The sequence below is a fragment of the Pontixanthobacter gangjinensis genome (assembly GCF_009827545.1).
Lineage (GTDB): Bacteria > Pseudomonadota > Alphaproteobacteria > Sphingomonadales > Sphingomonadaceae > Pontixanthobacter > Pontixanthobacter gangjinensis.
Genome location: NZ_WTYS01000001.1, coordinates 2,817,506 through 2,831,454, shown reverse-complemented (window position 1 = coordinate 2,831,454; position 13,949 = coordinate 2,817,506). Strand labels below are relative to the sequence as shown.

The following is a 13,949-nucleotide window of genomic DNA, read 5'->3' as shown; positions in this document are numbered from 1 at the left end:
CGCTTGAAGTCTTTGGACGGCGCTATCACGCTCGTAAACTCTCCATCCGCTTGAGATAGCGCGCGAGCACGTCGATCTCCAGATTGACTTCGCTACCTGCGCCCAGATCGCCAAGCGTGGTCACGTCCCACGTATGCGGAATTATGTTGAGCGTGAAGCTGCATGATCCATCGGCATTGTCGGTCACGTCATTCACTGTCAGCGAGACGCCTTGCACCGTGATTGACCCCTTGGGCGCAATGAAGGCGGCAAGATCACGCGGGGCGCGGATTGTGACTTTGTGCGATCCGGCGGCTGGCTCTACGCTGTCCACTCGGCCTACCGCATCGACATGGCCGGTCACGATATGACCGCCAAGCTCATCGCCAAGCCTGAGCGCGGTTTCGAGGTTCAGCTTCGCACCTGCATTCCACATTCCGGTCGCGGTTTTGGAGGCGCTTTCGCCTGAAACATCTACTGCAAACCATGCATCGCCCTTGGCCCCGCCGCGTTCCACGACAGTCATGCATGCGCCCGAACAGGCAATTGATGCACCGATAGCGATCTCTGCGGGGTCATAGGGGCAGGCGATCCGCACGCGCAGATCGCCCTGCGGTTCGCTCGATTCGACTGTGCCGATGGCGGTTACAATTCCGGTGAACATCTAATTTCCTGAATTAAAGGAGGCTTCGCTGCGGTCATAGGCTTCGTAAGTATCGGTGCCAAGCATCCGGCGTTCTGTCAGCTGCCAGTATTCATGCGCCTCGGCCAGGCTCGTCAGACCGTAATCGCCCAATGCGGTTATGCCGCTGCCCAGAAAAATCGGAGCGCGGTAGATTTCGATCCGGTCGGCAAGGCCTTTTTTCAAGAATGACGCGGCCGTTTGCGCGCCGCCTTCGACATAGAGATATTGTACGCCATCCAGTGCTGATATCTGTGCCGGATGGTTGATCACTTTGACGCCATCTGGCGCGATCCCGCGTGAAAGAAGTATGCGCTGCGGGCTGCGACTTTCCAGCCCAGGCAACCGCACATCGAGGCGCGGCTTGTCTGCGCGCCAAGTTCCACCGCCAACCAATATTGCATCGGCCATCGCACGCCGTGAGTGGACATGTGCACGAGCATTTGCGCCAGTGATCCATTGGCTTTCGCCATCTGGCCGCGCAAGAAACCCGTCGAGCGACATCGCGAGCTTGATGGTTACATGAGGACGACCTTTGGTCTTGCGCATGAGGTATCCCGAAAGGCTGGTTTTGCATGCGGCGCAGTCTGTCAATTCGGCTTTGATGCCTGCATCGCGCAATATGCTTTGACCCTCCCCATTGGTGCGGGAATCTGGGTCTGCGAGCCCGTAAACGACCCGCGTTATGCCGGAACTGCCAATTAACTGACTGCAAGCCGGGCCACGGTCGGATCGATGGGCGCACGGTTCAAGGCTGCAATAAAGCGTGGCGCCTATGGCGGCTTCGCCTGCTTGTGCCAGCGCCATTGCTTCAGCGTGGGGGCGTCCGCCTGCTTGCGTGTGGCCGTGAGCGATTACGATGCCATCTTTGACGATTATGGCGCCAACAGACGGGTTGGGGCGGCTGACCGGCCTGCCGCGCAGCCCCAGCCGCGCTGCCGCAGCCAGCCAATCGGCATCACTCGGCGGAATTGACAGTGCTCCGGCCTAGCGCCTGTTCACGCCGCACGATTGCAGCAGCTTCATCGCGCGCTTCTTCTTCTGCTGCTTCGCGTTCGATCTCGTCCGGGTCCATTCCGCTGGCACGGGCAAGCGCGCGGTAGAGTTCCTTCTTGCGCTCCTCATTCTGTTCAAGCAGCGCTGCCATCTCTTCTTTCTTGCGCTGATTTTCGATGTTGGAGACCATGATCTCCTCGTCGGTCCGCCCGGGCTCGAAACTAGTGATATACTCGACATCATAGGGCACTGGCGGCCCGACGACGTTCTCTTGGATGATGAGATACATCAACCCACCTGTTAGAGTCATCGAAGCGGCCAAAATACGCCAGCGGTAAGGATTGGGGCGGCGAAATTCACTCCAGAAGTCCTGGACGCCATCTTTGGGGTTAAGTCTGCTGATCAAGCTCATGTTCGCAAGATAAGCGCCAATGCGTGATTTCGCCAGACTTTTGCTGGATTTGCCAAATCTTTGCGACGGAAAAGCGCGCCGACCTATCCAAAATAACGGTAAAGCGAGCGGCCCTGCCGCTTCAGCCAACTGTCTGCCGCGCTTAATTCGCCCTCGAACAAATCGCCAAGCAATCGATAAAAAGCCGGACTATGGTCGAAATGGACAAGATGCGCGACCTCATGCGCCACGACTGACCGGCGTACGTGGTCAGGCGCCATAATCAGCCGCCAATTGATTCGAACGGTGCCGCTGCTGGAACAGCTACCCCAGCGCCGCTGCGCCTTGGATAACGCTATTTTGGGAGCGATCACGTCCGCCCGTTCACAATACTGGGTAAGGTCACTTTCCATCAGCTCCAGCCCCTCTGCCCGAAGCCATTTCTCGATACGGGCGGGAAGGCCGCTTTGCGGCCCGCCAACCAGCAAATTGCCGTCATCGGTGACCGGTTTGCGCGGGTAGTTGCTGTCCCAATCGATAGTCAGTGTGTCGCCGCGAAAGGGAATTTTCTCTCCGTGGGCAGGCGGTGTTTTGTCCGAAATTCCTGACAATTGGCGCGCCAACCATTCAATCCGGGTCCGAGCAAAATCCACTGCATCGCGCGATTGCCCCCAGCGAGGCATCGTCACCCGGACTTCGCTGCCATCTGGCGCGAGCCGCATCACAAGTCGTTTGGCAGTTTGGTGACGCCGGATCGCAATGGGAATATCCCGGCCTGATACGCTGATGGTCGGCGTTTCATTTTGGCGACCCATCCAGTCCATCAGATTTGATCCCAGCCGTGGTCCTGATCCCAATTCGCATCACTATTCGGCCATTCGACTATGTGATGTTCTAGCGGACCTGCGTCGACTTCGCTGATCACTCGCTTGGCGACCGAAACTCCGGCTTCCTTGACCGCCTCATGATCGCCGGAAATCAGATAATGCCAATCCTTTAGCGGTTCGCCATCGGCGCGCAGCCGATATGCACAGGTTGCAGGTAGCCATGCCACCTTTTCGACAATTTTCAGGGTCAGCCGCATACAATCGGGCACGAAAGCCTTACGGTTGCGGTAATCGGTGCAGCGCGCGGTTTGCGGATCGAGCAATTTGCAGGCGACGTTGGTATCCTCGATCGCGCCGGTATCTTCATCTTCGATTTTGTGCAGACAACAGCGGCCACAGCCATCGCACAGCGCTTCCCATTCTTGCCGGTCGAGATCGCCGATCGGAAGTTCCCAGAAACGCTCTCTCATCGAACCCATCGTTCAAGTTCGGCGACGACCCCATTCGGCCCCTTATCGGTTGGGATTATACCTAAAGGTTTGCCATCAGGATCAAATAAATAGGTGAAAGTGCTGTGTTCGAAATCATAATTGCCAGCCTCGGTCTCTGGCATCTTGATTGCTGTGACCTTGAACGCTTCAAGTGCTGTGTCGATGGCCTCTTGGGAACCGGTTAATCCGATAAGCCTCGGATGGAAATTGTCTACAAATTCTCCGATAGTGGCAACGTCGTCTCGTTCAGGATCGACTGTGATGAAAATCGGCTGAATCTTTGCACCAAGGTCAGGGTACGACTTTTCAAATATAGCCAAACCTGCTGAAGACCGCGCAACATCAGTCGGACAGATGTCGGGACAATAGGCAAAACCGAAATACACCATGCGGTATTGTCCGGTAAAATCAGCCCAGCGCACTGGCTTGCCTTCGTTGGAGGTCAGCAGGAAGTCGCCGCCAATCGCCGAGCCGCGTAAATCGACGCCATCGAGCGAAGGGCCAACTTCGCCTGATGGAGCGGGATCGCATGCGGCCAGCATCATGGTTGCGGCAATCAGAATGAAATAACTACGGATATAGTGAAGCATAGCGTTGAGGTTCATGGTCTGCTAATCGCTTTTCATCAAGAGAACGAATCCGTTTCGTCACGTAGTTATTTCCTGGAGATTGAAAATGGCCACTGCCGTTTTCCGCAAATTTTTCGCTTTTATCGCATTGGTAGTGCCTATGGGTGCAGCCGCGTTGACCGCAGTTCCGGCTGCGGCCCAATTTCAATCGGACGGCTATAAATTCCTGGAAGCCGTGAAAGAGAATGAAGGCGACATTGTCACCGAAGCCTTGAAAGAACCCGGCAGCGTTGTGGTAAATACGCGCGATATTACCACCGGTGAAACCGCGCTGCATATTGTTGCGAAACGGCGCGATACACAGTGGGTCAAATTCCTTACCGCCTATGGCGCAAATCCCAATATCGCGGACCGCAATGGCCTTACCCCCCTACAAATCGTTGCCACCTTGGGCGCGGTCGATGCGGCAGAGGCGTTGATTGATGCGGGTGCAATAATCGACAAGACCAATTCTTCGGGCGAAACACCTCTGATCACAGCGATCCACCGTAAAGATGTGGCAATGGCGCGCTTACTCCTGTCCAAAGGGGCTTCTGCAGACCGGAGCGACAATTCCGGCCGTACCGGTCGTGACTATATCGCTTTGCAAACGGGCAATAGTTTGATGCTTAATGAATTAAAGAAGGCGGATGAAGCGCGCGCCAACGCTGGCCCTACGCAGACTTATGGGCCACAATTCTGATGGCCCCAAATTCCGCGATCGATCCGGTGGACCTGACCCTCGACGAGCTACGCTTGGCCTTGGCTCCGCTAATTGCTGACGCGGCGATTTTTGACGGCTGGAAAGATGCTGCCATTGTGCAAGCCGCAGCGGATTTTGGCGCTGATCCCGATGTGGCGAAGCTGGCATTTCCAGGTGGTGCGATGGATATGATCGGGGCTTGGATTGCAGCGACCGACGCGAAAATGGCGGAGGCCTTACCGGCAGAATTGCTCGGGGCCATGCCAATCCGCGAGAGGATCCGTAGCCTTGTCCAATTTCGTCTCGATGCAATTGCCGGTCAAGAGGAGGCACTAAAACGCGCCACCGCGATCATGGCCATGCCGCAGAATGTGGCAAAATCGCTGAAGACCGGATGGCACAGTGCGGACATCATGTGGCGGCTCGCTGGCGATACTGCGACCGATTACAACCATTATACGAAACGCACGATACTTGCAGGCATTTACACTGCAACTCTGGCGGTGTTCGCCGATGATAGCAGCGACGATAAGGCTAGGACAAAGGCATTTCTCGGTCGCCGTATCGAAGGTGTGATGAAGTTTGAGAAGACCAAGGCGAAATGGCTTAATCCTAATCGCGAGACCTTTAGCGTCTCTCGCTTTTTGGGGCGGCTGCGTTACCCCTCCCGCTGAGGACACCCAAAGGGCGGCTGTTAATCCTATTGATAATCACTTGCAATTAGCGCTTGCAGGTGGCAGCGCCCACTCATGACGCTCGACTCCATCCCGCGCGGTAAGCGCGCCCAGATCATTGCGGTTAATTGGGAGGCACTCGCTCCTGATGAAGGCAAAAGATTGCGCTCACTTGGCCTTGATGCGGGTGCAAGAGTGGCAATTGCACATAAGGGCGTATTCGGCACCAATGACCCGATTGCGGTGATGATTGGCCGTATGACGATAGCGGTGCGAAAAATCCACGCGCAGGCGATGGAAGTCGAAGCATTATGAGCAAGGGCGCTGGCAAATTGATGCGGGCTGCACTGCTCGGTAATCCCAATGCTGGTAAAAGCGCGCTGTTCAATGCTCTGACTGGTGCGCGGCAGAAAATCGCCAATTATCCCGGCGTAACGGTCGAGCGCAAAGCGGGACGGATCGAATTGCCATCGGGCGATTCTGTGGAGCTGATCGATCTCCCCGGCAGTTATTCCTTCGACACGACCAGCCCCGACGAAGAAGTCACGCGTAAAGTTGTGATGGGCGAATTTCCGGGCGAAGCGCGTCCTGATGTGCTGATCCTGGTACTCGATGCTGCCAATCTCGAGCAGCATCTTGTGTTTGCGCAGGAAGTGATTGAGCTGGGCCTGCCGACCGTAGTTGCGCTCAACATGGTTGATCTGGCCGAGCGGGACGGGCTGACGCTCGACCCGGCGGCATTGTCGAGTGCGCTGGGCGTTCCGGTTGTTCCGACTGTGGCCGTGCGCCGCCGCGGCCTGAGCGAACTTATCACCGCGATTGATGCCGCCGAGCACCGCGCCGAGGATATCGGCCACGCAGAGCCGCGACCGCACATCACTTTGCCGGAGCGCCGATTGGCGGCCAGTAACATCGCGAAGGCTGGCATATTATCGGAATCGACCGAACGCCGCTTGCATACGCGGCTTGATTCAGTGTTGCTCCATCCATGGATCGGCCCGCCAATCCTGTTTGCGTTACTGTTCATCATATTCCAAGCTGTGTTCGCATGGGCGACGCCATTTGCCGACGCACTGGATACCGGCGCAGGGATGCTGTCCGAGTTTGTGACAGCGACTTTGCCCGAGGGGTTTGTCCGCGATTTGCTGACCGAGGGGCTGATTGCCGGCGTCGGATCAGTGATTGTTTTCCTGCCTCAAATCGTCATTTTGTTTGCTTTCATTTTGCTGATGGAATCGACCGGATATATGGCGCGTGCCGCCTTTGTGATGGACCGTTTGATGGCGATGGTAGGACTGTCGGGCCGCAGTTTTATTCCGCTACTGTCGAGCTTCGCTTGCGCCATTCCAGGCATTATGGCGACGCGAAGTATTGCCGACCCGAAAGACCGCCTGACCACTATTCTGATCGCGCCACTGATGACCTGCTCGGCGCGTTTGCCGGTCTATGCAGTGGTTATCGCTGCGGTCATTCCGGAAACAAGCGTTGGTCCGGGAATTGGGCTGCAGGGTCTGGTGCTGTTTACACTATACGTGCTCGGCATCGTCGGTGCGATGGCGGTCGCGCTGATCCTGCGCAGCACAGTTACCAAAGGTGCTGCGAGCGGCTTCATTATGGAGCTCCCGCGCTATCAATTGCCGCGTTTGCAGGATTTGCTGATCGGTCTGTGGCAGCGTGCCTGGGTATTCCTGCGCCGCGCGGGGACGATCATTTTTGCAGCAACGGTAGTTCTGTGGTTGCTGCTGACTTTCCCCAAGGCGGAGATTGGCGAGAGCCAGCTTGATGCGTCATTCGCCGGGCAAATATCTGCGGCAATCCAGCCCGCATTCGACCCGATTGGCTTCAATCAGGAGATGACACTGGCGTTGGTGCCCGCAATGGCCGCGCGCGAAGTTGCTGTGGCTTCGCTCGCCACTACCTATGCGGTCGATTCAGAGGATGATGCGGAGACCGAAGAGGCGTTGCGCGAACAAATCGCCGCGCGCTGGAGCCTGCCAACCGCACTGGCTTTTCTTGCGTGGTTTGTGTTCGCGCCGCAGTGCATTTCAACCATCGCAGTTGCCCGCCGCGAGACGAACGGGTGGAAATGGCCGATAGTGATGTTGGCCTACCTGTTCGGGCTCGCGTATATTTTTGCAGGCGCAACCTATTGGATTGCGGTCTGGATCGGGCTGTAAGGAACGTTTGTTCACAGCATCGGTAAAAAATCCGGCTTCCGGCTGGTTTGCGCGGCGTTGATTAGCTAATCCCTCTCGCAACAGATTCGAGAAGGAAAACTGACATGGCTGGCAGCCTCAACAAAGTAATGCTCATCGGCAATCTGGGGGCTGACCCGGAAGTTCGCTCGTTCCAGAATGGCGGCAAGGTTTGTAATCTGCGGATTGCGACATCCGAAACCTGGAAAGACAAGAATACTGGTGAACGTCAGGAAAAGACCGAATGGCATACAGTCGCGATCTTCTCCGAAGGACTTGTCAATGTTGCCGAGCGTTTTCTGCGCAAGGGCAGCAAAGTCTATGTCGAAGGTCAATTGCAGACCCGCAAATGGCAGGATCAATCCGGCAATGATCGCTATTCGACCGAGATCGTCCTGCGCGGCTTCAATGGCACGCTGACGATGCTCGATGGTCCCGGCGGCGGTCAAGGAGGCGGCCAAGGAGGCGGAGGCGGCCAAGGTGGCGGTAATTACGGCGGCGGTGCCTCTGGCGGTGGTGGTTACAACCAAGGCGGTAGTTCTGGCGGTAGTGGGTCTGGTGGCTCGGGCGGCGGCTCCGGTGGGGGCTCCAACTATGACGATCTTGACGACGATATCCCGTTTTGATCTGAGCGGGGCGTCAAATGCATACAAGTCATCCCGGCCTTCGCTGGGCTGACGGAATGCTGCTAGATTTTCGGCGAACTAATCAAAATTTGGGTTCAGGGTTACACCTGTAACCTAACACACCCCGGATAAGCCTCTGGAGCAAAAAGATTTCCCTGTTGGAATCCGGGTTACACATTTGCTCGGCCCGGACTTTGGGGCGCTCGAATACTACAGACGATGTCAAAGAGCGGGTCCGATATTGGCGATGCGGCGCCGTGTAGGAAAGTGTATTCTAGCTCGTCCTCAATCCAGTGGCATCAACCCATGGGTACCAGCCGGCCGCTCCAAAACGCACTTTATCCAAAAAATGTCCGGACAAAGCCACTCCACGCTTCCCCGTCGGCAATCGTGAATTTTGCGGCCATCGAAGCACCGAACAGAATGATCGCTATCACCGTTGCCCAGTGCGGTCTGCCTCTGGTTCTGAAATCATGGATGAAGAAGGCCGCGAATAAAGCGAGTTCTAGTCCGGCAATAAGCGGCGGCGACCCCCCTAAGGATAACACCAGGCGCGCTGCTGCGGGATCAATCATCATCACCCCTGAAAGTATCATCAGCCTTTTGTGCGTCTGGCCATCTGCACGATAGTACAGCGCCAGAGCGTAGATAATTACGAAGTTCACGATATCGGTGAACGGGAATATGGCCGACCCCAGAGCATCCTTGCCCGCAATCGAGAAATCTGGCCGAGCAATGGAGGTGCGAACGAGTAAATAACCGAGCACCACCATCAGCAGCGTCAGCCCGATGCTGAACAGGCCAATGCGCTTGTGCAAATCCCATTTGCCAGCGGCTATAAGGCTAGGCTGAATGATGAGCAGCGCGTACCATGTAATGAATACAAACGCATGGACCGCCAATAATGGCGTGAAATCGGGCGCGAAATTTGTGCTGGTTAGCTGGGCCGAGCCAAATCCGGCGATCACAATCGCCATCAGAACCCATGCCATTTTCCGGTAAAAACTCTCGCCGCTCTTGGTCAAAGCCAATGTTCATCCCCCCATGAAACTTCACCTCGCGACCGGAGAAATCATGCCACATCAGGTGAACGAGGGCAAATCGGTGGCAGGCTGGTTCGTGTCGGGCTGGTCAGCGAAGCGCGGCGCGGCCGACGAAGTTCGGTCGGTGAGGGTGCCGCTCAACTCTTCTTCAGCGCCGCCAGCATTTCGGCCATCGGCCCGTCTTGCTCGCCCTCGGCAAGTATCCCTGTTTCCTTGCGCGCTGTGTCAGCATCGGGGCCGGTGGCGAAGGGATCGATCGCGAGGCCTAGGCTTTGCGCGACCGCTTCGCCCAGATCAAAAATCTCGCCATCATAATCAATCGTGTCCAGATCATCGGCTTCGAGCTCGATTTCCTCGTCGGGCACTTCCTCGCGGGCCTGAACGAAGCGGAAGTGGAGCGGCTCGTCCAAGCGGACAGGGAAATCCTCGCCCGCAACCGCGCAGGGCTGAATCCAATGTCCGCTGAAAGTGCCATCGGCGTTAATGGTGCTGCCGTCGGGGGTCAGCTTTAGTGTTGCCTTGAGCGATTTGACTTCGCTCAAACCGAACCGCTTGGCCAAGGCTGCGCGTTCTTCCGCATTGGCCTTGATCTCGTAAGGCTCCTCCGAAATCGCCCGGCGTTTGACCAGTAGAGTCAGCTCGCTTTCACCAAATTCGGCAGTCATGCGGGGAGGTCTCCGTTAAGCAATTGCTCGTCGGAAAGCGCAGCGAGAGCGCCATGCAAATTGACCAGCCGCGCGGCCATTGCGTCTGGCGAAGTTCCGTCTGCCAAAGTGACATTGCGCTCGACCGCGTCCTTCATTGCGCCAGGCCCTTCAGTCAGAGCGTCCCGATATGCGCCAATCCGGCCGCCTAATGCCTCCATCATCTTGCCCATTTTCTTGCCGAGTGTCGGATCACCCAGGCCGGTTTCGCGCAATTGCCCGTCCATATCTTCGACAAATAATTCGGTGAGCCGGGCGGAGGAAGGTAGCAATTCGGGGTTCGCCTCCATTCGCAACATCACCATCGCGGTTACGTTGGTGATCATCTCGAACCGGCCATCGACTGTATCCGCCGCGCCGCATTCTCGGAACCAAGCGGGGTCGCGCGCTGTGCGGATGACGCCGGAATAAAGCGGCCGCAGCGCCTCTTTGGGGTCGGGCGCGGTGCCAAACAGTCGGGATAGGAAGGACATTACGGCTTCTCCGGCGAATGGTCTTGCTGCGCCAATCGCGGCAAAACTGTGCGTGTTGTTCAGGGGGAATTCAAGCCGTCTGCTTCAGTCGCGATTTCCAGAGTATCAAGTCTGGCAAAAGCGGATGGTTGCATGGCGCTGTTCATCCCCGTAAGGCTCGTGCTGATATAGGATTAAGGCCCCACTATCCAAGCCATCATGTGTTTGGAATGCGGGTTTGCAAAGAAGGTAGTGTGGATGCGTAAGGGCAAAATGATCGGTGCAGGGCTGGTATTGGCAGCGGCGCTGACCGCTGGCGGTTGTTCGTCAATCCGCGAAAGCCGCGGCTATATTGCCGATCAGACGCTAATCAGCTCGGTCCAGCCCGGCATCGACAACCAGACATCGGTTACCGCGACTTTGGGCCGCCCGACATTTACCAGTCAATTTGGTGAGCCCGTCTGGTATTATGTGTCCAGCGTAACCGGTCGCAAGCCGTTTGTGCGCCCTAGAATTCGTGAACATGCGGTGCTGGCGGTCAAATTCGATGCAGCAGGCAATGTCGTTTCGGCAGACCGGACGGGCCTCGATCAGGTCGCGTTCTTGTCTCCAGATGGTGACAAGACACCGACCTTGGGCCGCGAACGGGGCTTCTTTGAAGATTTGTTCGGCAATATCGGCACTGTAGGTGCGCCGGGTGCCGGCGCTCCCGGGGGTTAAGCAAGCGAGACTGCTTGCGTGGCGGATCACAGCTTGATCGAACACATAGGCTCCCCATATTCAGTTTCATGAGCGAAACGAACAATCCGCATGGCCTTGTCCAATGGCACGGGACCACCATCATCGGTGTAAAGAAGAACGGCAAAACCATCATTGCCGGGGACGGCCAAGTCTCCATGGGCAATACGGTTATGAAGCCTAACGCGCGCAAGGTGCGCCGGATTGGCGAGGGCGGCAAGGTGATCGTCGGCTTCGCTGGCGCAACCGCCGATGCTTTTACTTTGTTTGAAAGGCTTGAGAAAAAGCTCGAGCAATATCGCGGGCAATTAATGCGCGCAGCGGTTGAGATGGCCAAGGATTGGCGGACCGACAAATATCTGCGTAATCTGGAAGCCTTGATGATCGTGGCCGACGCAGAAAGCCTGTTAGTTCTGACGGGTAATGGCGATGTGCTGGAGCCAGATGGCGGAATTGCCGCGATTGGCTCGGGCGGAAATTACGCACTTGCCGCTGGCCGCGCGCTCACCGAATATGAAGACGACGCAGAACAGATTGCGCGCAAGGCAATGGCCGTTGCAGCGGATATTTGTGTGTTCACCAACGGCAATGTGACCGTCGAAGAGATTTGAAACCCATGATTGAATCCCCAAGCTTTGAAGCCTTGACCCCAAAGGCGATTGTCGCCGCGCTCGACGAGCATATCATTGGCCAGAAAGACGCGAAGCGCGCGGTGGCGGTGGCGATGCGCAACCGCTGGCGCAGGCAGCAGCTCGGTCCCGAATTGCGCGATGAGGTTACGCCCAAGAACATTCTGATGATCGGCCCGACCGGTTGCGGTAAAACCGAAATCAGCCGCCGTCTGGCCAAGCTGGCCGAGGCTCCCTTTATCAAAATCGAAGCGACCAAATTCACCGAAGTCGGCTATGTCGGTCGCGATGTGGAGCAGATTGCCCGCGACTTGGCCGAAGAAGCGATCCGGCTGGAGAAAGAGCGCCGCCGCGAGGCAGTGCGCGAAGCCGCGTCGACGGCGGCGATGGACCGGCTGCTCAATGCATTGGTTGGCGAGAATGCTTCGGAAGCAACTCGCGAAAGTTTCCGCCAGCGCGTTGTCGACAATTCGATGAACGAAACCGAAGTTGAAATAGACGTGCAGGACGCACCTTCAATGCCGATGGATATTCCTGGCATGGGCGGCGGCATGGGGATGATCGACCTTAGCGATATGATGGGCAAGGCGTTCGGCAAATCTTCCTCAAAGCGCCGTAAAATGAAAGTTCCCGATGCGTGGGACAAGCTGGTCGATGAAGAAGCCGAAAAGCGGATGGATCAGGATGATGTTGCGCGCACCGCGATCCATAATGCTGAAACCAATGGCATCGTATTCCTCGACGAGATCGACAAAATTGCAGTTTCGGATGTGCGCGGCGGATCGGTGAGCCGTGAGGGCGTGCAGCGCGATCTGCTACCGCTCATCGAAGGCACCACGGTTGCGACCAAATATGGTCCGATGAAGACCGATCATATTCTGTTTATCGCCAGCGGCGCGTTTCATGTGGCCAAGCCGTCCGATATGTTGCCCGAATTGCAGGGCCGTTTGCCGATTCGCGTGGAATTGCGCGCGCTGACCGAGGAAGATTTCGTCCGTATTCTTGGCGAAACCCGCGCCAATCTGGTAGCGCAATATAAGGCGCTGCTCGGCACCGAAGATGTGACCATCGACATCACCGAAGATGCCATTCGCGAGGTCGCGAAAATTGCCGCACAAGTGAATGAAAGTGTCGAGAATATCGGTGCGCGCCGCTTGCAGACGGTGATGGAAAAGCTGCTCGAAGAGCTGAGCTTCGAGGCTGAGGATCATGGAGGCGAAACGATCACGATCGACGCCGCCTACGTACAGGAACGCCTGACCGAACTCGCCGGTGACACTGATTTGAGCAAATATATCCTGTAGCAAGGCGCGGGGGCATTACCCCGGGCCAGCCAGTCTGCTTAAAACCTGTTGTAATCTGTCCAGCAAGTGTCCCCTGGTATGAGGCCACATAGATAGACCGTGGTAGACAAGGTGCAGTACCAGCTATCAGCACGTTCGTAGCAGACCTCCTTGTAGCAAACTTGTAGCAAATTTTTTCTGCCACGCTTTGCCAAGAGCATCAGCTGCGCGTTGTCGTGCCGCCACCCGAACCGGCCCCTGCCTGAACTGCGAGCGCCGTGGTTGGTGCCGACACAATGGCGGCAGCGGCAAGGCATGGCGCAATGAGTCCCATGACAGCGATTTTCTCTAATTTTTCATTTGCGTTCCTTCATTCGCAATGCGACCCACACAATGCTGGGTGCCAGCCTAATGGTATTCGCTTGCTTTAAAAGCATTTTTTGGTGCCGAAATCATGACGCAGAAAATTACTGACGCACAAGCAATGGTCGCGCAAATGGACCCTGCGCTTGATCTGGTGGACTATTGCTTCGTCATGATTACGCCTGACATCGCGGCGCAAGCCTTAGGCGCAGCGATAGCGACGTTCCGCGAGGATGAGGGTGTTTCCGCGATTATTCCCGCTTGGCTGGCGCAGGAACTGGGACAGGCTGGCCCCCATTTCCGGCGGATTACGCTTCAGGTCTATTCCGATCTTGAGGGCTTTGGCTTGACGGCTGCTGTTGCAGCGGCGCTCGCCGATGCTGGCATCGCCTGCAATATGGTCGCCGCATTTCATCACGACCATGCATTTGTTCCAGCGGGCCAAGCGGAAGCAGCTTTGGCGATTTTGCAGGCTTTGTCGCTCGCGGCCCGTGGGGCTATCTAAGTCGTTCGTCGATTATGGGGCCGCGCGGGTTGTAACGGCGGTGATGATTTGGTTTACTCC

Annotated in this window: 18 protein-coding genes; 9 read left to right on the top strand and 9 right to left on the bottom strand. The window is 56.6% G+C overall.

Features of this window, described 5'->3' with window-relative positions; all coding sequences use genetic code 11:
- Positions 1–25 precede the first annotated feature (25 nt).
- The 6 genes from GRI36_RS13425 to GRI36_RS13400 all read right to left on the bottom strand — a co-directional run bounded on the left by GRI36_RS13425 (position 26) and on the right by GRI36_RS13400 (position 3,971).
- Complete coding sequence (locus tag GRI36_RS13425) at positions 26–643, bottom strand: riboflavin synthase (protein ID WP_160598908.1); 618 nt, start codon at positions 641–643, stop codon at positions 26–28.
- Positions 644–1,639 (bottom strand): bifunctional diaminohydroxyphosphoribosylaminopyrimidine deaminase/5-amino-6-(5-phosphoribosylamino)uracil reductase RibD, encoded by a 996-nt coding sequence (gene ribD / locus GRI36_RS13420; protein ID WP_160599257.1) that lies wholly within the window; start codon positions 1,637–1,639, stop codon positions 644–646. It abuts the gene before it with no gap.
- Positions 1,620–2,069 (bottom strand): hypothetical protein, encoded by a 450-nt coding sequence (locus GRI36_RS13415; protein WP_160598907.1) that lies wholly within the window; start codon positions 2,067–2,069, stop codon positions 1,620–1,622. Before GRI36_RS13415 ends, ribD begins: the two co-directional genes overlap by 20 nt.
- Before the next feature lie 83 nt (positions 2,070–2,152).
- On the bottom strand, positions 2,153–2,872 hold the full coding sequence (locus GRI36_RS13410) for a M48 family metallopeptidase (protein WP_202392181.1): 720 nt from the start codon (positions 2,870–2,872) through the stop codon (positions 2,153–2,155).
- Positions 2,872–3,354 carry a YcgN family cysteine cluster protein gene (locus GRI36_RS13405; protein WP_160598906.1) on the bottom strand — a complete coding sequence of 161 codons (483 nt, stop codon included), beginning with the start codon at positions 3,352–3,354 and terminating at the stop codon, positions 2,872–2,874. The genes GRI36_RS13410 and GRI36_RS13405 overlap by 1 nt, the downstream gene beginning before the upstream one ends.
- On the bottom strand, positions 3,342–3,971 hold the full coding sequence (locus tag GRI36_RS13400; RefSeq protein ID WP_235902288.1) for an SCO family protein: 630 nt from the start codon (positions 3,969–3,971) through the stop codon (positions 3,342–3,344). Before GRI36_RS13400 ends, GRI36_RS13405 begins: the two co-directional genes overlap by 13 nt.
- Before the next feature lie 70 nt (positions 3,972–4,041).
- On the opposite strand from GRI36_RS13400, the gene GRI36_RS13395 reads away from it, so the two are divergent.
- From GRI36_RS13395 to ssb, 5 genes are all read left to right on the top strand, one after another.
- Entirely contained in the window at positions 4,042–4,677 is a 636-nt protein-coding gene (locus GRI36_RS13395; protein ID WP_235902286.1) for an ankyrin repeat domain-containing protein, read from the top strand.
- Positions 4,677–5,351, top strand: coding sequence for a COQ9 family protein (locus tag GRI36_RS13390; protein ID WP_160598905.1), 675 nt, complete (start codon positions 4,677–4,679; stop codon positions 5,349–5,351). Before GRI36_RS13395 ends, GRI36_RS13390 begins: the two co-directional genes overlap by 1 nt.
- Before the next feature lie 75 nt (positions 5,352–5,426).
- Entirely contained in the window at positions 5,427–5,666 is a 240-nt protein-coding gene (locus GRI36_RS13385; protein WP_160598904.1) for a FeoA family protein, read from the top strand.
- Positions 5,663–7,528: a ferrous iron transporter B gene (feoB, locus tag GRI36_RS13380; protein WP_235902285.1), complete on the top strand. Its 1,866-nt coding sequence runs from the start codon at positions 5,663–5,665 to the stop codon at positions 7,526–7,528. Before GRI36_RS13385 ends, feoB begins: the two co-directional genes overlap by 4 nt.
- Before the next feature lie 104 nt (positions 7,529–7,632).
- Positions 7,633–8,172: a single-stranded DNA-binding protein gene (gene ssb, locus GRI36_RS13375; protein ID WP_160598903.1), complete on the top strand. Its 540-nt coding sequence runs from the start codon at positions 7,633–7,635 to the stop codon at positions 8,170–8,172.
- A 338-nt stretch (positions 8,173–8,510) separates the two neighbouring features.
- Here ssb and GRI36_RS13370 read toward each other — a convergent pair whose 3' ends face one another.
- The 3 genes from GRI36_RS13370 to GRI36_RS13360 form a co-directional block, all read right to left on the bottom strand.
- Entirely contained in the window at positions 8,511–9,203 is a 693-nt protein-coding gene (locus GRI36_RS13370) for a hypothetical protein (protein WP_160598902.1), read from the bottom strand.
- Positions 9,204–9,352: 149 nt separating this feature from the next.
- Complete coding sequence (locus GRI36_RS13365; RefSeq protein WP_160598901.1) at positions 9,353–9,880, bottom strand: YceD family protein; 528 nt, start codon at positions 9,878–9,880, stop codon at positions 9,353–9,355.
- Entirely contained in the window at positions 9,877–10,392 is a 516-nt protein-coding gene (locus GRI36_RS13360; RefSeq protein WP_160598900.1) for a ubiquinol-cytochrome C chaperone family protein, read from the bottom strand. Before GRI36_RS13360 ends, GRI36_RS13365 begins: the two co-directional genes overlap by 4 nt.
- Before the next feature lie 237 nt (positions 10,393–10,629).
- Here GRI36_RS13360 and GRI36_RS13355 point away from each other — a divergent pair, with 237 nt between their 5' ends.
- The 4 genes from GRI36_RS13355 (at position 10,630) to GRI36_RS13340 (ending at position 13,889) form a co-directional block, all read left to right on the top strand.
- Positions 10,630–11,091: an outer membrane protein assembly factor BamE gene (locus tag GRI36_RS13355; protein WP_160598899.1), complete on the top strand. Its 462-nt coding sequence runs from the start codon at positions 10,630–10,632 to the stop codon at positions 11,089–11,091.
- Positions 11,092–11,159: 68 nt separating this feature from the next.
- Complete coding sequence (gene hslV, locus GRI36_RS13350; protein WP_160598898.1) at positions 11,160–11,720, top strand: ATP-dependent protease subunit HslV; 561 nt, start codon at positions 11,160–11,162, stop codon at positions 11,718–11,720.
- A 5-nt stretch (positions 11,721–11,725) separates the two neighbouring features.
- Entirely contained in the window at positions 11,726–13,042 is a 1,317-nt protein-coding gene (hslU, locus tag GRI36_RS13345; RefSeq protein ID WP_160598897.1) for an ATP-dependent protease ATPase subunit HslU, read from the top strand.
- A 433-nt stretch (positions 13,043–13,475) separates the two neighbouring features.
- The gene (locus tag GRI36_RS13340; protein WP_160598896.1) at positions 13,476–13,889 is read left to right on the top strand and encodes an ACT domain-containing protein; all 414 of its coding nucleotides are present in this window, start codon (positions 13,476–13,478) and stop codon (positions 13,887–13,889) included.
- Positions 13,890–13,949: the final 60 nt, after the last annotated feature.